Raw genomic sequence first — 18,660 nt, 5'->3', positions numbered from 1 at the left:
CTAGTCCCGTCGCGGCGCAAACGCAACGCCGCCGTCAGGCCATGATGCTGTACGGTTCGCCGGGCTTCGCACGGCACATGCGTTTCGATACGCGCGTCTCCTCGCCCTCGACGATCGCGATGTCGGTGATCGCGAGACATTTACTGCCGTTGGGTTCGGTGTTGAGCGCGGTGATCGTCGACGATCCCGCAACGCCTTCGCGCGTCGGGCTGGTCCATTTGGCGGTCGCCCCGACCTCTTCCTTTTTCGTCACCGCAACGGTCGCCTCGGCAGCGGCCTTCTGCTCCTTTTCATCGAGCTGGCAGGCGATTTCGGCGACGAGCACCGCCCCGACCAGCCCGGACACAAGTGTACCGACGCCCTTGAGGCCCACCGCGCTCCCCGCGACACCGCCGATCAATCCGCCCAGCGCACCGCCGCGCTTGCGGGCACGCTTGCACTTGGGGTCGGGATTGTCGTTGCTCGCACGCTTTTCCTCCGTACCTTTCGTCTCGGCGGGTTTTTCTGTTGCGTCGGGCACCGCCATTTTGACCGGCGATGCCGGGACTGGATAGCCGTTGCAGCCCGTGTTGAAGCAGAAACGGTCGGCCAGATAGGCGCGGTCGGTCTGATATTGCGCCTCGACCGCACGATAGGCGGCCAGATTGGCGCCCCCGGGATCGGACGCCGCATGCTCGACCATAACGGCTTTGTAGAAGCGGTCCTGCGTCGCGGGGGAATAGCGCATATTGCCCCCAACCTTCTCCGTATAAAGCGACGACAGAGCCCCCTGATAGACGATCATCGCTTCGCGATAGGGAAGCATCTTGTTCCGGTAATAGGTGTCGATCGCCACCGTGCAGCGGTTGATCGCCGCGGCCTTGTCAAAAGGCGCGTCGATCTTGCGATAATCCTCGCGGCAGGCGGGGTAGCTTTCGGTATCGAGCACCGGTCGGATCGGAAGCGCCGGCAGCGCGGGTTCGGTGACGGGCGGCGGAACAAAGGCCTTGTCCCCCTCGCTCGGCTGACCTTGCCAAGCCGTCGCGTCGCCATGGCCCGACATCAGTGCCATGAAGACGACCCCGACCGCCAACCCGTGTCGCAGCTTTGTTCGCATGACCGAACTCCCAACCTCGCCTCCAAGGCTAGGCTTGAATGGACGGGCTCACAAGCCGGGGCAATGATACCAGTCACACCATAGGCATCCGCGCTGCGATATTGTTTCGGTTCCGGCAACGACCTGATATGATCGCACAAGCGGTCGGGGGTCCGCTTGATGTGGGGATGATCGTATGAACCCTTGGATCAAATCGCTCACGGCGTGGACTGCGATGGTGGCATGCACCGCGGCGACGCCCCCGGGGATGGAGATGGACCCCGACAATCCCACCTGCCCCGCAGAGCCCAACTGGTCAGACTACAAGACGATGGTGCTGACGCCGTTCAAGCGCAGCGGCGAAACCGTGTTGCTGGCCGAGGGGCGCATCGACAGCGAGCTGCCCGCCCGGCTCGAAAAAATCCTGACCGACAATCCGGCGATCAGCGAGATCTGGATCCGGTCGCCGGGCGGCGATGCGCGGGCCGGCAATGCGGCGGGGCTGCTGATCCGCAAGTTCAGCAAGGAACGCCAGATGGTGACGCGCATTCCGTCGGGATGGACCTGTTTCAGTGCGTGCAATTTCGTCTTCATGGGCGGTCGCGCTCGCACGATCGATCCCGGCGGCCATTTCATGGTCCATATGTTCACGATGACCGGAGACAAGAACGCCATCCAGTCGAGCGTCGCGATGGGAGCCGATTCCACGACCGAATTGATCAGCGACGTCGAACGCGAAGCCGCGCTGATGGCGACCGAGGACAATGACCTGTTGATCCGGCTCGACGTCTCGCGCGATCTGTTGTCGGACATCATGTACCGGCAAAAGGCGGTCGCGACCGAAAGCGACCGATCGACCCGCCGATGCCTGACACCCGCAGAGGCGCTGCGCTATAATGTAATCAACATCAGCCCCGATTAGCCGGCGCGGCTAGTCCCCGGTTTCCGACGGCGCCTCAAGATCGACGACCACCGGCGGGTGAAGCCGCAAATGGTGGACGCGGCGTTCGTCTGCCTCGGTCACCTCGATACGCCAGCCGCTCGGATGCTGGAGGATTTCACCGACCTCGGGAACATGGCCCGCGAGCACGGCGGCGAGGCCGCCCAGCGTATCGACATCTTCCTCCACCTCGGCAAGCCGCGGGTCGATCGCCTCGCCGACGTCGTCGAGTTCGGCGCGCGCATCGGCTTCCCAACATCCCCCGTCGCCGGGCGCGAAGAGCACGGTCGGTTCATCGTCATGCTCGTCCTCAATCTCGCCGACGATTTCCTCGACCAGATCCTCGATCGTGAGCAGCCCCTCGGTCCCCGAATATTCGTCGATTACGATCGCCAAATGGGTCCGCTTCGCGCGCATTTCGGCGAGCAGGTCGAGCACGCCCATCGACTGCGGGACGTAAAGCGGCTGCCGGATCAGGTCGAGCAAAGGCGGCGGCGTGCGTCCTTCGGCAAGTACGGCGAACACGTCCTTGACGTGGATCATGCCGACGACTTCATCCAGATTTTCGCGATAGACCGGCAGGCGGCTGTGCCCGGCCTCGGCGAACAGCGCGACGATGTCGGCAAAGCTCGCACTTTCGGGGATCGCGATAATATCGGCGCGCGGCACCGCGACATCGTCGACGGTCTGCTCGCCGAAGTGCAGGAGGTTACGCAACATCTTACGCTCGATCGGCGAGAGGTCGCCGACGACGCTGCTGCCGCGCCGTTCCGGCCCATCTTCCTCGGCCTCGTCGATGACCTCTTCGATCTGTTCGCGCAGCGACGGTTCCTTGTCGTCGCCGAACAACAGCGTTTTCAGCCCGGACAATAGTCCGGGTCTACTACTGTCCTCTTCCGATCGGTTCGAAGATCCCTGGTCGTCGGGCATAGATAATGGCTTTTCCCTGTTAATCCTGATCCGCATATGGATTGGCGATGCCCAGCGATGCAAGCGCTTTCACCTCGAGCGCCTCCATCGCGGCGGCGGAGGCGTCGTCCATATGGTCATATCCAACCAGATGCAGCGTCCCGTGAACGATCAGATGCGTCGCATGATCGGGGATCGAAATCCCCTTCTCTTCCGCCTCGCGCGCGCAGGTTTCGCGCGCCAGCACGATGTCGCCGAGCAGGATTTCGGCATCGTCGCTGTTGGCGAGACTTTCGAGCAGGTCATCCTGCACCTGCGGAAAGGAGAGGACATTGGTCGGCTTGTCCTTGCCGCGAAAGTCGCGGTTGAGGGTATGCACCTCCGCATCGTCGGTCAGCCGCACCGACACCTCGACGAGCGGCGCAGCATCGGCGAGCGAGGCATAGGGCGTCAGCGCAAGCGCCGCGGCGACCGCCTCCCCTGCCCGCGCCTCCCAGTCGAGCGGATCGGGCCATGGCGTCGCGGCATGGGTTTCGACGCTCAGCATGGAAAATCACCCGAGCAGGAACTGGCTGAAAACTGCGTAACTTCACTCTGAAATCGCATATCGGAGGCGGCAGGCGAAACCCGCATAGGCTGGCTGTGGATCATGGCGCGACGCTATAGCCGCGACACGATGTAGGACAGCAAAAAAGACCCCGCAGGCCTCTCGGATACCGATGGCTAGCGCGGCACGGCCTGTCGCCAATAATTGGCGATTCAACTTTCCGGTAAATATGACCCACTTGCATCGGATTCGGTTCGCAAAGAAATTCAGCGGGTTGGCGCAGAAATGCGTTTCCATAGCGCACCCGGTTTCTTTTTCCCTACCATTTTGAGCACCTGATAGGCGCCGCGGCGATCAGTGCATGTGGCGCAGCTTGTCGGGATTGCGCATGACATAGATGGCGGCGATCTTGCCTTCCTCGATTTCGAGCGCGGTGGTTTGCAGTTCGCCGTCGGCTTCGCGCGTGACGAAACCCGGCAGGCCGTTGATCGTCCCGGTATGGACGAGCGTCGAGCCATATTTGCCAAAGAGCACGGCGAGGCTGCGATGCAGTTTCACTACCGTATCGACGCCAAGGATGACGCCCATCGCCGCAGGCCGCTTGCCGCCACCGTCGGCCCACATGCCGACATCGGCGGCAAGCAAGGCGCCGAGCGCGCCCATGTCGCCGCTCCGCGATGCGGCGAAAAAAGCGTTTGCGATCTGAAGCCCCTGTTCCTTTTCGAGCTTGTAGCGCGGGCGCGCATCGCGGACGTGGGTTCGCGCGCGCGCCGCGAGTTGACGCGTTGCGGCGGGGTCGCGGTCGATCGTCTTCGCGACCTCCTCGAACTCGACGCCGAAGACGTCGTGCAGGAGAAACGCCGCGCGCTCGAGCGGCGACAAGCGTTCTAGTGCAAGCATCAGCGGCAGCGTGACGTCATCCTCTTCTTCCTCCTCGACCAGCGGGTCAGGGAGCCAGGGGCCGATATAGGTTTCGCGTTGGCTTCGCGCCGACTTGAGCTGGTCGAGGCAGAGCCGCGTCACGGTTCGCCGCAGGAATGCCGCCGGCTCACGCACCGCACCGCGATCGGTGCCGAGCCAGCGGATATATGCGTCCTGCACGACATCCTCGGCATCGGCGACCGAACCGAGCATACGATAGGCGACGCGGGTGAGCAGCGGGCGCAACGGGTCGAAGCTGACCGCCGCGTCCGCCGCCGCATCGATTTCGCCGCGGATGCCCCCGCCAGTCATCGAGCGCGGGTCATCAGGCGGCCTTCAGCGCGCCGTTTTCGTACCAGAGGTCGAAACCGACCGCGATACGGTTCCAGCCATTGATGACGTTGATCATCACGGTCAGGTTCACCTGCTCCTCCGGCGTGAAATGCGCTTCGAGCGCCTGCTTTGCGGCCTTCTGTGTGTGCCCTTCCGAAAGGCGGGTCAAGGCATCGGTCCACGCCAGCGCGGCACGCTCGCGGTCGGTGTAGACCGGCGCTTCGTGCCAGGCCGAGAGCAGATAGATGCGCTGTTCGGTTTCGCCCTTCGCGCGGGCTTCGACCGTGTGCATGTTGATGCAGTTGGCGCAGCCGTTGAGGATCGACGAGCGGATTTTCACCAGCTCGATCAAGCTTGGCTCGAGGCTCTTTTCGGCGGCGAGGCTGGCGGCCATCCACTGCTTCATCAGGTGCGGGGCGGCGGCATAGGGGTCGTTGACCTTGGTCATTGCAAGCTCCTTTGATTGGTTTGTACGGACTTGACGAGCAACGCGCGGCGAATGTGACATGCCGGGCGATTATTTTTTCGCGCGATGCATTTTTCCGTGACGGCAGGGGGCAAAGGCAATGCCACTTTGGGATAGGATAAGGTCCGCCGGGATATAGGTTGATGTCCCGTGGCAAGCCGCTAGCATCGCCGGCGTCATTGGTTTGAAGGGGGATCGATCATGAAATTTCTCGATGGTTTCGGCGAACAGGCCTATGCGCTGCTGCGTATTGTCGCAGGGCTGTTGTTCCTCGCGCACGGCGTACAGAAGTTTTTCGCATTTCCGGCCGCCTTTCCCTATCCGCTCAACCCGATGCTGTATGGCGCAGGCACGATCGAACTGATCGCGGGCGCGCTCATCATCATCGGGCTGTTCACCCGTCCCGCAGCCTTTATCGCGAGCGGCATGTCGGCGGTGGGTTACTGGACCGCACACGGCACGCAGGGGCTTTACCCGATCGCCAACGGCGGCGAGACGATCATCCTCTACTGCTTCATCTTCCTGTTCATCGCGACGAGCGGTGCGGGGATCTGGAGCGTCGAGGGCGCGAGGAAGAAATAACTGCCAGAAAACCCGGCATGCGCAGATCGTTCCTGTGGGGCACGGCACTGGGCGCGGCGCTGGCATTGGTCGGCGCCGCAATTGCCAGCGTGTGGTTCAAGGATCGTCCCGAGCCGCTCTATCTGCGGATTGCGGATGACAATTTCGACGAAATATTCGCACATAGCTCAAAGGATGAGGATGGGCCGACCAGCGTCCGGTTGATCCGGAGTTGCGGTATCGACGCGTTTACGACCGATTCGACAATTCCAGATCACGCCGGATCGTCCTTCGTTCGGATCGATACGACGCCGCCCGCCAACCTGAATTGCCTGATCGGCGAAGCACGGTCTCATTCAATGTCTCTTGCCCTAGCAAGGGGACTCGATACGACGACAATCACATGTTTGCCCGGCTGGCCAACCCGGTTCCGGAATGACCCGCCAGTCGAGTATGAGGCGTGCCGTGGAAAGAACCCACAGCCGATCTTTGAGGAGCAACACGGCCCCGCTACGGCGCAACGTCTTCCCTCAAAATAAAGGGGCGACCCTCGCGAGCCGCCCCCAGTTTCGGGCTTCACATGGTGAAGGTCGTCAGAGCTTGCGCGTGTTCGTTTCGATCAGCTTCTTCGCTTCGGAAATGGCTTTCGCGGTGGTCAGCTTTTTTTCCTGAACCTCGTCGGCCATTTCGAGCAGACGGCCGCTGATCACGGTGCCGGTGTCGGCCTTTTCTTCGATCGCGATGCCGCCCTTGGTTGCGGCGACGCGGTCCCACTCGGCGCGCACGGCCGCCCAATAATCCTTGGTCGCCGCCCAATAATCGTCGGCCGCCTTCACATCATACTGGTCGTATTTGATATAGGTGTTGAGGACATATTCCTGGACGATCGGCACCAGCTTGCCGTCCTTCGTCCCCATCTTGGTATTGTCCTGCCAGTGGACCCAGCCGTCGGGCGAAGGCTGGTGGCGGTTGATCGAGAGGTAACGGTCGTAAACCGGATTGCGCACGGCATCGCGGCGCGCGAGCGGGCGCCATGTCCAGTTCGAGCGCCAGCGGCGGACGCCACCCTGCGTTTCAAACTGGCCCCAGCCGCCGTACCGCGGGCTGTCGTCGACCTGATAGACCGTCTGCGACCAGCGGCCGGTGCGCATCTTTTCAGGGACGTCTTCCCACGTCCACGCATTGCGGTCCGAATAGACGAGCACCTTCGCGGGTTCATATTCCCAATCCTGGCGCCAATGCTTGATGATCATGCTCTTGTCGTCGTCGCCGGTAATGACGAGCATATGCTGCAGGCTGATCTTGCGGCCGGTGTCCTCGATCACGCGCACGACTTCGTTGCCGCCCGAACGCTTGGGTTCGAGGACTTCGTAGTCGGGATCCCAGCGCGTCGATTCCTGCATGTTGAAGCTGACGCGGTAATTGCCTGCCATCGCGAGGATGTCGGCGCGGTCCTGTTCGAAATTGGCGGCCGCGGCCTCGGCGGCGATCGGCGGATGGGCCGACGCCACGACGGGCAGCGCGGCGGTGAGCAGCAGCAGCCCGGCGGCAATCTTGCGATAGGTTTTCATCGTTGCAGTCCTTCTTTTTGTTTTAGAAGCGGAAACTCAGCGACACGCTCGCGTTACGGCCGGGCTGGGTATAGGCGTCGGCGCTCGCCGGGACCGTCGGCGCGGTCACTGTTCCGCCCATCGCGAGACCGCGCACATCGCTCCACCAGCTGTATTTCTTGTCGAGGAGGTTGAAGACGCCTGCGCGCAGCGTAAGCTTTTCCATCACCTGGACGAACGCCGTCGCATCGAGGATGGTGAAGGCGTCGGGGCGGAAACATTCGGGGGTGCAGAGCCCCGTCGTGCGCGACGCTTCCTTGCGTCTCGCATGCGTCACGATGATCTGGCCGCCGAAGCGTCCTTCGCGATCGCGATAACCAAGCCCGGCAACGAGCTTGAGCGGATCGATCGACGACAGCGGCGAGCGCAGGCCATCGGGGTCGATGATGTCACCCTTCGCATAGGATAGGGCGAGCGTCGTATACAGGCCGGACGACGCTCGCCCCTCGAACCGCGCCTCGGCCCCTTTGACCCGGACGCGATCGAGATTCACGAATTGATAGAGGATGGGGTTGGCGATCGTTCCAGTGCCGCCGACCTGTTCCTGACTGATGAAATCCTTGTACCGCGCGGAAAAGGCGGTGACGTCGAGGCTGACAGCATCGCTGGAAAAGCGCACCCCGCCTTCAAAGCTTTCGCTGCGCTCGGGCCCCAGATCGGGGTTCGGAAGCGTCCGGTAGGAGAAGAAGGGCGAGGTCAGGTTTTCGAAGAACTGGTTGACCTGCCCCGGTTCGGGCGCCTTGAAGCCGGTCGCATAGTTGGCGAACAGCCGGACGTCATCGGTGACCTTCCACACCGCCCCGAATTTCGGCGAGACGCGCGAACCGTCCTGCTTGGCACCGCGGAAGGTCGGCAGCAGCGGGTCGTTGTCGGGCGACAGGTCGAACCAGTCGAAGCGCAGCGCCGGGTAGAGAAGCAGGCGCCCGTCGGCGACCGAGATTTCGTCGCCCACGAACAGCCCGGCGCGGGTGAAGTCGGTGCTGGGGAAGGCGCGCGTCGGATAGGTTTCGCCCGCCGGCGGCACGGTGCCGCCGCGAAGGCCGCGCTGGCGCGTCTTGCTGATATCGCCGCCGAAGACGAGGCGGTGCGTGATCGCACCGGTGGCGAAATCGGCGCGCGCGTCGGCCGAGGCACCGAAGACCCGGTTTTCGAAGGTGTTGAGGCGGGTGCGGTCGACCGAAGGGGTACGATCTTCCTCGGTATATTGGCGATCTTCGCCGTCCTGCCAGTAAAGCGCGACGCGGGCGAAATCGATCACGCCTTCGCCTTCCCAGCTCCAGTCGAGCGAAACGCGCTTGCGTTCCCCTGTATCGAACCCTTCGAGGCGATCGACGACTGCGCCGAGACCGTTCGAGCCGAGGCCGCTGAGGCCGTTGGTGTAGAGGCGCGTATCGAGATATTCGCCGGTCAGGCGCAGTTTGTGGCCATTGGCGGGATCATAGACGATGCGCGCGAGCGCGGCGTCCGAGCGGCCGTCTTGCGGATTGGCGAGCGTCCGCGATGCGCCGATACCGTTCGCGGTGCCAAGGCTGCCCTGATTTTCGAGTTCCTTGTAATCGCGGCGGGTGTAGGCCGCCATCAGCGACCAGTCGCCGCTGCGTCCCGCGAGGATCACGGTTTCGCTGAATTCCTCATCGGCGCTACTGTAGCCGGCGCGGAGAAGGCCGCCGACATTCTTGCCCTCCTCGAGGAAGTCGACGGGGTCCGAGGTGATGAAGCTGACCGCGCCCGCAAGCCCGTCGCTGCCGTACAGCGCCGACGACGGACCACGCAGGATTTCGACCGACTTGACGAGACCGAGGTCGACATAATCGCCGCGACCCGATGCTTGTGCGCCAAAACTGAAACCATCGGGGACGCGCACGCCATCGACCTGGATCAACACGCGGTTGCCGCCGATGCCGCGGATGTTGAAGCTGTCGTTGCCGGCCCGGCCGGTCGCGCCGAGCGCAGCACCGAAGCGCGCGGGCTGGCGCTGGACGCTGACGCCGGGTTCGAAGCGGACGAGGTCGCGGATGTCGGTGACGAGCTCGTCGGCGATCTGTTCGTCGGTCTTGACGGTGACGGTGACCGGAACGTCCTCAGCCTTCACCGCGGTGCGCGTCGCAGTGACGACGATCTGGTTCTTGCGCGCCACCCAATAGTCGCCGTCATTGTCCTGCGCAAAGGCCGGCGCAGCGGTCGCGGCGAGCACGAGGCCCAGCGCGCTGCCTGCGGCAAGGCGGGTTACGGACGGCAGACGTTGGATGTTCAATTTTCTTCCCCTGATTGATTGCGACTGACTCGCAATAGCGGCCGTCTAGGCGCGCGAAATCTAAGGGTCAAGTGTTATGCTATTGCGAATCATTTGCTTGTCAAAATTGAGGCGGGCGGCCGACATCGATCATGGATCCGCGCCGATTGATCGACTCCGACATTTTGGTAGATTGGGCTTGCGCAAGGGCAAGGGGAGTCGGCCTTGTCGGTCTCCGATACCCGTCTGTCCTTCGTGTCGGCTAGCGCACTGCCAGGCTCAGGCCCCCGGCCCTTCATAGGCATCGACGATCCGCCCGACGATCGGATGGCGAACGACGTCGGCGCTGGTGAAATAGCTGACGTTGATGCCCTCCAGCCCTTCGAGCCTGCCGACCGCGTCGGCGAGGCCCGAGGTTGCCGGGATCGGCAAGTCGACCTGCTTGGGGTCGCCGCAGATTACCATGCGGCTGTTCATGCCGAAGCGCGTCAGGAACATCTTCATCTGCGGGATCGTCGTGTTTTGCGCTTCATCGAGGATGATGAAGGCATCGGCGAGCGTACGCCCGCGCATGAACGCAAGCGGCGCAATCTCGATCTCGCCCGACGCGATGCGGCGCTCGACCTGTTCGGCGGGCAGGCAGTCGTGGAGCGCGTCGTAGAGCGGGCGCAGATAGGGATCGACCTTTTCCTTCATGTCGCCGGGCAGGAAGCCGAGTTTCTCACCCGCCTCGACCGCGGGGCGCGAGAGGATCAGGCGCTGAACGCTGCCGGTGATCAGCTGCGCCACGGCCTGCGCGACCGCAAGATAGGTCTTGCCGGTGCCCGCCGGGCCGAGCGCGAAAATCACGTCATCGCGCGCGAGCGCCTGCATATAAGGGACCTGCGACGGCGCACGCGGGACAATCGTCTTTTTGCGCGTGCGGATCATGATCGGCGGCGCCTCGTCCTTGTCGTGGCGGATGATGCCGGCGAGCGTCGGCTGCGCCGACATGGCGATCACGCCGTCGACAAGGCCGGTATCGACCTCCTGCCCCTGTTCGATGCGATTGTAGAGTTCGGTGAGCACATCGCGCGCGCGCGCTGCGGCTTCGGCTTCACCTTCGATCTGCACACGATTGCCGCGCGCCGAGATATAGACGCCGAGGCGGTTTTCGATCGCGACGAGGTTGCGGTCAAACTCGCCGAAAAGAATGCCCAAAAGCTGCGTTCGCTCAAATTCCGCGGTCAGTCTGACGCGGTCGCCGGGTTCGGCGGGGGTGGAGGCGGTCAGCGGGCGTTTGGACATATGGGCAAAGCTCCTTCGGTCGACGACATGACTCTACTCCCGTCAAGGCGGGAGTCCATGACCTGCGAGATGGAAATGCGACGGAAGGAGGCGGAGTGTGTCTTCGGGGAGACAGCTTCCGTCCGCTGCACTAGGCGACCTCTTCGATCAGCGCTTCGGCACCGACGCTGTTCGCGCCAGCCGAGGTGATGCGCACGTCGATCATGTCACCGATCTTGAGCCCCGGCGCGATGACATGCACCGACTGCAGCCATGGTGACTTGCCGATCAACTGACCGTCGAGCTTGCCCTTCCGCTCAAGGAGCAGGCGCGTCGTGCGGCCGACGGTGGCTTCGTTGAACGCCTGCTGCTGCTCGTTGAGCAAGGCCTGCAAGCGCTGGAGGCGCTCGTTCATCACCGCCTCTTCGACCTGTTCGTCCATCGTCGCGGCGGGCGTGCCGGGACGACGCGAATATTTGAAGCTGTACGCCATCGCATAGTTGGTCGCGCGGACGATATCGAGCGTCGCTTCGAAATCGGCGTCGGTCTCACCGGGGAAGCCGACGATGAAGTCGCCCGAAATCGCGATATCCGGACGCACCGCGCGGACGCGTTCGATGATCTTGAGGTAGCTTTCGACACTGTGGCTGCGGTTCATCGCAGCAAGGATGCGGTCGCTGCCCGCCTGCACCGGCAGGTGGAGGAAGGGCATCAGCTTGTCGACCTCACCATGCGCGGCGATGAGCCCCTCGGTCATGTCGTTGGGGTGGCTGGTCGTGTAGCGGATACGTTCGAGCCCATCCTCGCGCGCAAGTTCGCGGATCAGCCCGTCGAGGCCGATCGCCCGGCCCTTCTCATCCTCGCCGTCCCACGCATTGACGTTCTGACCGAGCAAGGTGATTTCGCGCACCCCACCCGCGACGAGCGCGCGCGCCTCGGCGATCAGGTCGGCGAAGGGGCGGCTGATCTCGGCGCCGCGTGTATAGGGCACGACGCAATAGGTGCAGAATTTGTCGCAGCCTTCCTGCACGGTCAGGAACGCAGTCGGGCGTTGGCCGCCAGCCCGCTTCGGCAATGCGCCGAACTTGCTTTCGAGCGGCATGTCGAGGTCGACCGCCTTCTCGCCCCTTTCGGCGCGCGCGATCAGGTCGGGTAGGCGGTGATAGGCTTGCGGGCCGACGACGACGTCGACACTCGGCGCGCGGCGCGCGATTTCGGCGCCCTCAGCCTGCGCAACGCAGCCGGCAACGGCGATCGTCGGCGTGCTGCCGTCGGCGCGCTTCAGCCGACCGATGTCCGAATAAACCTTCTCGGCCGCCTTTTCGCGGATGTGGCAGGTGTTGAGCACGACGAGGTCGGCGTCGGCGCCGTCTGCGGCGGCGACATAGCCCTCGGCGCCCAACATCTCGGCCATGCGCTCGCCGTCATAGACGTTCATCTGGCAGCCGAAGGATTTGACGTGAAAGGTTTTAGGAGAGTCGGATTTCATCGGCGCGCTATAGGCGATGCGGCGCGCTGGCGGAAGACCGTGCGATTTCGGCCGCAATCGTGGCGCGTGCCGCCTCGGCAAGGAGCTTGCGATCGGCTTCGACGATGTCGGGAAGCGGGTCGAGATAATGGATCGTCAGGTGGATCGGCCGCTTGCGCGCGAGCAGCCGTTTGAAGTTGCCGAGCCCGGATTCGGGATCGAGCCAGGCGATGTCGTTCGCCTCTGCCCCATAGTCGAGAAACACCGGCTGGACGCGCAGGTTCGGCGGCGTCGGGATCACCGCCTGGAACAGCGAGGCACGGAAGGGCAGCAGTCCGTCGCCCGGCCCCGTCGTCCCTTCGGGAAACAGCGTCACCGGGCGGCCGCGTGCGAGCGCGTTGCGCAGGTCGTTCGCCTGATTGTGGATCTCGCGCCGCGCTTCGCGCTGGACGTAAACGGTGTGGTTCTGGTCGGCGAGCCAGCCGACGAGCGGAGTCGTGCCGACCTCCGCCTTCGACACAAAGGCCGAGCGCGCAGCGCCGCCGAGCGCAAGGATATCGAGCCAGCTGACATGGTTCGACACGAACAGGACATTGCGCCGGAGCCGCGCCCCCGTCGTGCGGATGCGCAGCCCGGCGATCCAGCCAACGGCATTGAGGAAGGCCATGACCATCGGCGACGGGCGACCGACAGCGCGGTAGAGGAGATGCGGGACGATCAGAAAAAGGAGCGTCAGCACCATCAGGGCGAGACGGGCGACCGTCCGCCAGGTAATCGCGCTGCGATCAGTCGCGCTTGCGATCGATGGCGACACCATAAAGCTCCATGCGGTGGTCGACGAGGCGGAAGCCCAGCCGTTCGGCGATCACCTTCTGCAACGCTTCGAGTTCGGGATCGACGAATTCGATCACCTTGCCCGTTTCGACGTCGATCAGATGATCGTGATGCGCCTCGGGCGCGGCTTCGTAGCGCGAGCGGCCGTCGCCGAAATCGTGACGGTCGAGAATTCCCGCTTCTTCGAACAGACGCACGGTGCGATAGACGGTGGCGATCGAGATACCGCTGTCGACCTTGGACGCGCGCTCATAGAGCGTCTCGACATCGGGATGATCCTCCGAATCCGAGATGACGCGCGCAATGATGCGGCGCTGCTCGGTAATGCGCAGGCCCTTTTCGTGACACAGGGCTTCGAGATCGATATTGCCGGACATGCTTGCCTTTCCTGCAGATGCAGCCGTGTTTGTCTTTGTTGCAAACTGTATAGGCACGCCCCGCGGATAGGACAAGGGCGGCGCCCCTACGACACCGCCCTTCCCTGCTCCAGTCGGAGCGATTTACCGCAAATGTCAGGCCTTGGCCTTGCGCTTGCGCCCGCCACCGCGGCCCTTGGTGCCGAGGCCGATTTCCTTGGCCAGCGCGCGGCGCTTTTCGGCATAGTTCGGCGCGACCATCGGATAATCGGCGGGCAGGCCCCATTTGGCGCGATAATCGTCGGGGGTCATGCCATAATGCGTCATCAGGTGACGGCGCAGCATTTTCAGCTTCTTGCCGTCCTCGAGACAGACGATGTAGTCGGGCTTGACCGAGGTGCGGATCGACACCGCCGGCACCAGCTTTTCCTCGACGACCGGCTCGCTGCCGAGCCCCGACAGCGCGGCGTGGACATTGTTTATCAATAGGGAGAGATCCGAAATGGCGACGCTGTTGTTGCTGACATGCGCAGCGACGATGTCGGCGGTCAGCGTAACGAGCATCTCATTGGTATCGGCTTGGTCGGACATGAGACTATTCCTTGTTTATATTACCCAGAAGCAAGGCTAGCGAATATTGGATTTGTTCTTTCGCCGGCAGGATTACTGCCACTTTGGATGCAATTCCGCAATGACAGATCAGTCGGGCTTTCGTTCCCGTGCGGATCGACGCATCGTAATTGCGTCGCGAACCACCCCGTCATTGCCACGGTAATAGGCCGGACGCCGGCCACACTCTACAAAACCGCTCGCCTCATAAAGGTGAACGGCGTCATTATCCGACCGCATTTCAAGGAAATAGTCCTCGGCGCCCTGTCCGGTTGCCCAAGTTTGCCAGTCGTCCATCAGTAACGCAGCGATACCGCGACGACGAAATAGCGGATCGACTGCGAGCAACAATAATTCGCTTTCGGGGCCGGCGATGCGCGCCGCCGAAAAACCGCATATCTGATCACCGTCCCACGCCAGGCAGACGCGCGCCGAAGGCAAGGCAAACAGGGTCAGAAGCTGTGCGCCGCTCCACGCTTCGCCATAGGCTGGAGCGAATGCCGCATCCATCACGCGCATCACGGCGGCAAGATCGCCGACGCGGGCGGTGGCGAGGCGGACTTCGCCCGTCATGCGGGGGCCATCGGCTTGGCATCGGGCGCCCGGCCATAAATCGGCCGCGGCTGTTCGATCAGCGCCGCAGCCGGCAATTGGAGAAACGCGCGCGCGTCGGGCAGCGTCGGGACGGCACGCCCCGAACCGCGGAGCGCGACAAAGGGCTCGGCCCGATTGCCAACGATAAGTTCGTCGCCAAGCAGGACGGCCTCGTCGGGGACGAGCGAACGGATTTCTGCGCGCGGCGACAGATCGGCGGCGAATGGCTGGACGAACCATTGGCCATGCCCACCCTCCATCACCACGAGCGCCCCGCCCGCCGCTTCGATGTCGGCGGCGGCGCCCGCGGCGACCAGTGCAAGTGTCGAAAAGCCATGCACCGGAACCTGCCAGCCGAGCGCCAGCGCGCGCGCCGCGGCGACGCCGATCCGGACCCCGGCAAAGCTGCCCGGGCCGCATCCCGCGACGATAGTATCGGCGCGGCCGCCCCCGGCAAGTTCGGCGATCAGCGGGACGAGCCGTTCGGCATGGCCACGGCCGATCACCTCATGTCGATAGTCGACGACCGCTCCCGCCTCCAGCAACGCCACCGAACAGGCCTCACTCGCCGAATCGATGACCAGATGCCGCATGGAGGATCGAGGGTCCGTCAGGCGATGCGATTGAAGCGGGCGAAATCGGGGCGCGGGCTGCGCTCGAAGATCGTCGCGGGGTCGCCATAGCCAAGGGTCGAGATGAAATTGCTCTTTACCTGCGGCTGGTCGGCGAAGAAGGCTTCATCGACGCCGGCATTGTTGAAGCCCGACATCGCCCCGGTATCGAGACCGAGCGCGCGCGCCGCGAGGATGAAATAGGCGCCCTGCAGGCTCGAATTGCGGAACGCAGTGGTCTGCGCGAGTGCCTCATTGCCGACGAACCAGCTACGCGCATCGGCGTGCGGAAAAAGTTCGGGCAGGTTTTCGTAGAACTCGTTGTCGCTCGCGATGATCGCGGTGACCGGTGCCTTCAGGATTTTTTCGGCGTTGGCAGGCAGTGCCAGCGCGGCGAGCTTCGCCTTCGCCTCGTCGGTCACGCACCAGACGATCCGCGCCGGCAGGCTGTTGGCGCTCGTCGGGCCGAACTTCACCAGATCCCAGATCGCATGGAGTTGCGCCTCCGAAACGGGCTTGTCGAGATAGCCGTTATAGGTGCGCGCAGTGCGAAACAGCTGGTCGAGAGCGCTGTCGGAAAGCGGCTCGCTCATGGGATAACTCCTCGGGAAAAATGGTCAGACGGCGTGAACTGCCGTTACCTCGGGCACATAATGTTTCAAGAGGGACTCGATGCCATTCTTCAAAGTTGCCGTCGACGACGGACATCCCGCGCAGGCGCCCTGCATTTTCAGATAGACATTACCCTTGTCGAAACCGCGGTAGACGATATCGCCGCCATCGTTGGCGACCGCCGGGCGGACGCGCGTTTCGATGAGTTCCTTGATCTGGTCGATGATATCGGCGTCGGCGGGATCGTCGGCGAAGCCCGCATCCTCGGCCGGCACCGAAAAACCCGCACTGGCGGCATTGAACAGCGGCACTTCGGCGAGGAAATGGTCCATGACGATGCCGAGCACATCGGGCTTCACATCAGCCCATTCGGCGCCGGGCGCGATTGTCACCGACACGAATTCGCGGCCGAAGAACACGCCCGTCACATCGCCGAGCGAGAAAAGCGCGCTCGCGAGCGGAGACGCTTCGGCCTCTTCTGGACTGGCGAAGTCACGGGTTCCCGTTTCCATCACCGCCCGGCCGGGCAGGAATTTCAGCGTCGCGGGATTGGGCGTCGATTCGGTTTCGATCAGCATGGCGTGCATGTGGGGCGGAGCGAGGCTTTGTGCAAGATGATAGGGATGCGCTAAGGCGCGGCGATGCGCCGCTTCACCCATTTTGCCGTACTCGACTGGTCCGGCGCCCGCGGACCGCGTCAGCGCGGGATCGCGTTGGCCGTCGCCAGCGGCGCGGCAGCGCCCGCGCTGGTGCGGCCGGGACATATATGGTCGCGCGCCGAAATTCTGGGATGGCTGGAGGGCGTTGCGGCGGCCGGCGAGAATATGCTGATCGGTTTCGATTTTTCGGCCGCCTTCGCCTTTGCGGACCATGGCGCCTATTTCCCGGGCTGGGAGAAAAGCCCGGCCGACATGCGCGCGCTCTGGGCGCTTGTGGAGCGGCTCACCGCCAGCGATCCATATTATGAGGCAGGCGGCTTCCTTGCACACCCCGAAGCGCGGCGGCACTTCCGGCAAACAGGTGCGGCAGGCGACCTGTTCGAGGCTGGCGCGGGGCGGCTGCGGGTCGTCGAGAAGCATCAGCGCGCAACGAAGCAAGCCGCCAGCGTCAGCAATTTCAACCTCGTCGGCGCCGCGCAGGTCGGCAAGGCCAGCTTGTCGGGAATGCGCCTGCTCCACCGGCTAACGGGCCGCATCCCGCTATGGCCCGGCGATCCTGTGCCAGCGGCGGGACCGATGCTCGTCGAAATCTATACCAGCCTTGCCGCGCGCGCCGCCGGACTCCCCCCAGGGCGCAGCAAGATCCGCGACGGCGCGGCGCTCGACACGGCGCTCGCTGCGCTGGGCTCGTCGCCCTGCCTTTTGTCGGGACCGATCAGCGATCATGCAAGCGACGCGCTACTCACCGCGGCATGGCTCCGCGCGGTGGCGGGCGAGACCGCGCCCTGGTCGCCGTCGCCGCTGACCAATGCGCTCGCGCGAACCGAAGGCTGGACCTTTGGGATCATCTAAAATGCCCTGCCCGCCGCATTTTCCCGACGCCAGATATTCCCATCCGCCTCAAAAATGCCTAGAGGGCGCCAAGTGCCGGCTTAGCTCAGTTGGTAGAGCACCTGATTTGTAATCAGGGGGTCAGGGGTTCGAGCCCTCTAGCCGGCACCAGCCCGAATATCGAAACCCCATGATATTGTTGAAAAGCCATCGCGGATACCCCGTGAAGGTTTCCGCACGCGATAACGGTCCGCGATCTATGCTGGACGCGCCGGGCGGAAATTGATATCGATATCATCTGAGAGGAATTCCATGCTCGATCCCGATATCGCGGCCGCTATCGGCCAACCACAGGACATGCCGCCGCTGAGCCCGGAGATCATCCCGATGATGCGCGCGCATATGGCGATGATGGCGGCGGCGATGCCGGGAGCCGATATCGATCATGTCGAGGATTTCGACGCCGGGGGCGTGCCGGTCCGCCTCTATCGCCCCGCGTCGGACGCCCCGCTGCCGCTGCTCGTCTTTCTTCATGGCGGGGGCTGGATGTTCGGCGACCTTGAGACGCACGACGCGATGACGCGCCACCTCGCAGCGGCAAGCGGCTGCGCGGTGCTTGGCGTCGGTTACCGGCTGGCGCCCGAGCACAAATTTCCCGCAGGCCTCGACGACGCGATGACCGCGCTAGACTGGGCGCGCCGGTCGGCGGCCGACCTCCGTTGCGACCCGGGCCGTATTGCGCTCGGCGGCGAAAGCGCGGGCGGCAATCTGACCGCCGCCGCCACGCTGCGCCTGCGCGCCGAGGGTAAGCCGCAGCCGCTGTTCCAGTTGCTGATCCATCCCGCGACCGACATGCGTTTCTCGCTGCCGTCGTTCACTGAAATCGCGGCGCCGGGCCTGTCGAAAACCTATCTCGACGCATGCCGCGAATATTATCTTGGCGATGTTCCCGAATCCGATCCGTTCGCCTCGCCCCTTCTTGCAGAGAGCCACGCGGGACTCGCTCCCGCGATCGTGCTGACCGCTTCGGAAGACCCGCTGCGCGACGATGGCGAATATTATGCCGCCGCACTGGTCCGCGCCGGCGTCGAAACGCTGGCGCGCCGCCTGCAGGGCCTGCCGCACGGATTTCAGTTCCTGCCGATCACGATTCCCGCCGTTGCTGCCGCCAATGACTTGATCGGAGGGCTGGTGCGCCGCTACTTCGCGGCTACATAGGGTTTCG

21 protein-coding genes and 1 tRNA gene are annotated in these 18,660 nt (G+C 63.7%); 6 read left to right on the top strand and 16 right to left on the bottom strand.

The window, feature by feature from the left end:
- Positions 1–34 precede the first annotated feature (34 nt).
- The gene (locus BLW56_RS17840; protein WP_143043503.1) at positions 35–1,096 is read right to left on the bottom strand and encodes a hypothetical protein; all 1,062 of its coding nucleotides are present in this window, start codon (positions 1,094–1,096) and stop codon (positions 35–37) included.
- A gap of 175 nt (positions 1,097–1,271) precedes the next feature.
- Between BLW56_RS17840 and BLW56_RS17835 the strand changes: the two genes are divergently transcribed.
- Positions 1,272–1,997, top strand: a complete 726-nt coding sequence (locus BLW56_RS17835; RefSeq protein ID WP_256203630.1) for a COG3904 family protein — start codon at positions 1,272–1,274, stop codon at positions 1,995–1,997.
- 9 nt (positions 1,998–2,006) lie between these two features.
- On the opposite strand, the gene BLW56_RS17830 is transcribed toward BLW56_RS17835, so the two are convergent.
- The 4 genes from BLW56_RS17830 to BLW56_RS17815 form a co-directional block, all read right to left on the bottom strand.
- Positions 2,007–2,945 (bottom strand): hemolysin family protein, encoded by a 939-nt coding sequence (locus BLW56_RS17830; protein WP_093512264.1) that lies wholly within the window; start codon positions 2,943–2,945, stop codon positions 2,007–2,009.
- A 19-nt stretch (positions 2,946–2,964) separates the two neighbouring features.
- Positions 2,965–3,471, bottom strand: a complete 507-nt coding sequence (gene ybeY / locus BLW56_RS17825) for an rRNA maturation RNase YbeY (protein WP_093512262.1) — start codon at positions 3,469–3,471, stop codon at positions 2,965–2,967.
- Between the two features lie 354 nt (positions 3,472–3,825).
- Complete coding sequence (locus tag BLW56_RS17820; RefSeq protein ID WP_093512260.1) at positions 3,826–4,704, bottom strand: sigma-70 family RNA polymerase sigma factor; 879 nt, start codon at positions 4,702–4,704, stop codon at positions 3,826–3,828.
- 13 nt (positions 4,705–4,717) lie between these two features.
- Entirely contained in the window at positions 4,718–5,173 is a 456-nt protein-coding gene (locus BLW56_RS17815; RefSeq protein ID WP_093512258.1) for a carboxymuconolactone decarboxylase family protein, read from the bottom strand.
- Positions 5,174–5,392: 219 nt separating this feature from the next.
- On the opposite strand from BLW56_RS17815, the gene BLW56_RS17810 reads away from it, so the two are divergent.
- Both BLW56_RS17810 and BLW56_RS20460 read left to right on the top strand, forming a co-directional pair.
- Positions 5,393–5,773 (top strand): DoxX family protein, encoded by a 381-nt coding sequence (locus BLW56_RS17810; protein WP_093512256.1) that lies wholly within the window; start codon positions 5,393–5,395, stop codon positions 5,771–5,773.
- Positions 5,774–5,790: 17 nt separating this feature from the next.
- A complete protein-coding gene (locus BLW56_RS20460) occupies positions 5,791–6,291 on the top strand; it encodes a hypothetical protein (protein ID WP_143043502.1) in 501 nt (166 codons plus the stop codon).
- A 54-nt stretch (positions 6,292–6,345) separates the two neighbouring features.
- Here BLW56_RS20460 and BLW56_RS17805 read toward each other — a convergent pair whose 3' ends face one another.
- From BLW56_RS17805 to BLW56_RS17755, 11 genes are all read right to left on the bottom strand, one after another.
- The gene (locus BLW56_RS17805; RefSeq protein WP_093512255.1) at positions 6,346–7,323 is read right to left on the bottom strand and encodes a DUF6607 family protein; all 978 of its coding nucleotides are present in this window, start codon (positions 7,321–7,323) and stop codon (positions 6,346–6,348) included.
- A gap of 22 nt (positions 7,324–7,345) precedes the next feature.
- Positions 7,346–9,616, bottom strand: a complete 2,271-nt coding sequence (locus tag BLW56_RS17800) for a TonB-dependent hemoglobin/transferrin/lactoferrin family receptor (protein WP_256203629.1) — start codon at positions 9,614–9,616, stop codon at positions 7,346–7,348.
- A gap of 258 nt (positions 9,617–9,874) precedes the next feature.
- Positions 9,875–10,882 carry a PhoH family protein gene (locus tag BLW56_RS17795; RefSeq protein ID WP_062178213.1) on the bottom strand — a complete coding sequence of 336 codons (1,008 nt, stop codon included), beginning with the start codon at positions 10,880–10,882 and terminating at the stop codon, positions 9,875–9,877.
- A gap of 130 nt (positions 10,883–11,012) precedes the next feature.
- Complete coding sequence (miaB, locus tag BLW56_RS17790; protein ID WP_093512597.1) at positions 11,013–12,350, bottom strand: tRNA (N6-isopentenyl adenosine(37)-C2)-methylthiotransferase MiaB; 1,338 nt, start codon at positions 12,348–12,350, stop codon at positions 11,013–11,015.
- 7 nt (positions 12,351–12,357) lie between these two features.
- Complete coding sequence (locus BLW56_RS17785; RefSeq protein WP_256203628.1) at positions 12,358–13,146, bottom strand: lysophospholipid acyltransferase family protein; 789 nt, start codon at positions 13,144–13,146, stop codon at positions 12,358–12,360.
- Positions 13,115–13,540 (bottom strand): Fur family transcriptional regulator, encoded by a 426-nt coding sequence (locus BLW56_RS17780; protein WP_056369183.1) that lies wholly within the window; start codon positions 13,538–13,540, stop codon positions 13,115–13,117. Before BLW56_RS17780 ends, BLW56_RS17785 begins: the two co-directional genes overlap by 32 nt.
- Before the next feature lie 135 nt (positions 13,541–13,675).
- On the bottom strand, positions 13,676–14,110 hold the full coding sequence (locus BLW56_RS17775) for a MucR family transcriptional regulator (RefSeq protein WP_093512253.1): 435 nt from the start codon (positions 14,108–14,110) through the stop codon (positions 13,676–13,678).
- Positions 14,111–14,218: 108 nt separating this feature from the next.
- Positions 14,219–14,701, bottom strand: coding sequence for a GNAT family N-acetyltransferase (locus tag BLW56_RS17770; protein ID WP_256203625.1), 483 nt, complete (start codon positions 14,699–14,701; stop codon positions 14,219–14,221).
- Positions 14,698–15,315: a tRNA (adenosine(37)-N6)-threonylcarbamoyltransferase complex dimerization subunit type 1 TsaB gene (gene tsaB, locus BLW56_RS17765; RefSeq protein ID WP_093512251.1), complete on the bottom strand. Its 618-nt coding sequence runs from the start codon at positions 15,313–15,315 to the stop codon at positions 14,698–14,700. Before tsaB ends, BLW56_RS17770 begins: the two co-directional genes overlap by 4 nt.
- Before the next feature lie 17 nt (positions 15,316–15,332).
- Entirely contained in the window at positions 15,333–15,926 is a 594-nt protein-coding gene (locus tag BLW56_RS17760) for a malonic semialdehyde reductase (RefSeq protein WP_093512249.1), read from the bottom strand.
- Positions 15,927–15,950: 24 nt separating this feature from the next.
- Positions 15,951–16,523, bottom strand: coding sequence for a NifU family protein (locus BLW56_RS17755; protein ID WP_093512593.1), 573 nt, complete (start codon positions 16,521–16,523; stop codon positions 15,951–15,953).
- 63 nt (positions 16,524–16,586) lie between these two features.
- On the opposite strand from BLW56_RS17755, the gene BLW56_RS17750 reads away from it, so the two are divergent.
- From BLW56_RS17750 to BLW56_RS17740, 3 genes are all read left to right on the top strand, one after another.
- The gene (locus BLW56_RS17750) at positions 16,587–17,456 is read left to right on the top strand and encodes a hypothetical protein (protein WP_093512247.1); all 870 of its coding nucleotides are present in this window, start codon (positions 16,587–16,589) and stop codon (positions 17,454–17,456) included.
- 74 nt (positions 17,457–17,530) lie between these two features.
- Positions 17,531–17,606, top strand: a tRNA-Thr gene (locus BLW56_RS17745).
- A gap of 141 nt (positions 17,607–17,747) precedes the next feature.
- Entirely contained in the window at positions 17,748–18,653 is a 906-nt protein-coding gene (locus tag BLW56_RS17740; protein ID WP_093512245.1) for an alpha/beta hydrolase, read from the top strand.
- The last annotated feature ends 7 nt before the right edge of the window (positions 18,654–18,660 follow it).

The organism is Sphingopyxis sp. YR583 (assembly GCF_900108295.1).
Lineage (GTDB): Bacteria > Pseudomonadota > Alphaproteobacteria > Sphingomonadales > Sphingomonadaceae > Sphingopyxis.
The sequence above is the reverse complement of the archived record's forward strand: the minus strand, read 5'-3'. Positions and strand labels throughout refer to the sequence as shown.

Excerpts from the sequence above, each read along its gene's own strand:
- BLW56_RS17840 (WP_143043503.1), bottom strand. The coding sequence starts at position 1,096 with ATGCGAACAAAGCTGCGACACGGGTTGGCGGTCGGGGTCGTCTTCATG.
- BLW56_RS17780 (WP_056369183.1), bottom strand. The coding sequence starts at position 13,540 with ATGTCCGGCAATATCGATCTCGAAGCCCTGTGTCACGAAAAGGGCCTG.
- BLW56_RS17835 (WP_256203630.1), top strand. The coding sequence starts at position 1,272 with ATGAACCCTTGGATCAAATCGCTCACGGCGTGGACTGCGATGGTGGCA.
- BLW56_RS17830 (WP_093512264.1), bottom strand. The coding sequence starts at position 2,945 with ATGCCCGACGACCAGGGATCTTCGAACCGATCGGAAGAGGACAGTAGT.
- BLW56_RS17820 (WP_093512260.1), bottom strand. The coding sequence starts at position 4,704 with ATGACTGGCGGGGGCATCCGCGGCGAAATCGATGCGGCGGCGGACGCG.
- ybeY (WP_093512262.1), bottom strand. The coding sequence starts at position 3,471 with ATGCTGAGCGTCGAAACCCATGCCGCGACGCCATGGCCCGATCCGCTC.
- BLW56_RS20460 (WP_143043502.1), top strand. The coding sequence starts at position 5,791 with ATGCGCAGATCGTTCCTGTGGGGCACGGCACTGGGCGCGGCGCTGGCA.
- BLW56_RS17795 (WP_062178213.1), bottom strand. The coding sequence starts at position 10,882 with ATGTCCAAACGCCCGCTGACCGCCTCCACCCCCGCCGAACCCGGCGAC.
- BLW56_RS17775 (WP_093512253.1), bottom strand. The coding sequence starts at position 14,110 with ATGTCCGACCAAGCCGATACCAATGAGATGCTCGTTACGCTGACCGCC.
- BLW56_RS17760 (WP_093512249.1), bottom strand. The coding sequence starts at position 15,926 with ATGAGCGAGCCGCTTTCCGACAGCGCTCTCGACCAGCTGTTTCGCACT.
- miaB (WP_093512597.1), bottom strand. The coding sequence starts at position 12,350 with ATGAAATCCGACTCTCCTAAAACCTTTCACGTCAAATCCTTCGGCTGC.
- BLW56_RS17785 (WP_256203628.1), bottom strand. The coding sequence starts at position 13,146 with ATGGTGTCGCCATCGATCGCAAGCGCGACTGATCGCAGCGCGATTACC.
- BLW56_RS17755 (WP_093512593.1), bottom strand. The coding sequence starts at position 16,523 with ATGCTGATCGAAACCGAATCGACGCCCAATCCCGCGACGCTGAAATTC.
- BLW56_RS17770 (WP_256203625.1), bottom strand. The coding sequence starts at position 14,701 with ATGACGGGCGAAGTCCGCCTCGCCACCGCCCGCGTCGGCGATCTTGCC.
- BLW56_RS17750 (WP_093512247.1), top strand. The coding sequence starts at position 16,587 with ATGCGCCGCTTCACCCATTTTGCCGTACTCGACTGGTCCGGCGCCCGC.
- BLW56_RS17740 (WP_093512245.1), top strand. The coding sequence starts at position 17,748 with ATGCTCGATCCCGATATCGCGGCCGCTATCGGCCAACCACAGGACATG.
- BLW56_RS17810 (WP_093512256.1), top strand. The coding sequence starts at position 5,393 with ATGAAATTTCTCGATGGTTTCGGCGAACAGGCCTATGCGCTGCTGCGT.
- BLW56_RS17805 (WP_093512255.1), bottom strand. The coding sequence starts at position 7,323 with ATGAAAACCTATCGCAAGATTGCCGCCGGGCTGCTGCTGCTCACCGCC.
- tsaB (WP_093512251.1), bottom strand. The coding sequence starts at position 15,315 with ATGCGGCATCTGGTCATCGATTCGGCGAGTGAGGCCTGTTCGGTGGCG.
- BLW56_RS17815 (WP_093512258.1), bottom strand. The coding sequence starts at position 5,173 with ATGACCAAGGTCAACGACCCCTATGCCGCCGCCCCGCACCTGATGAAG.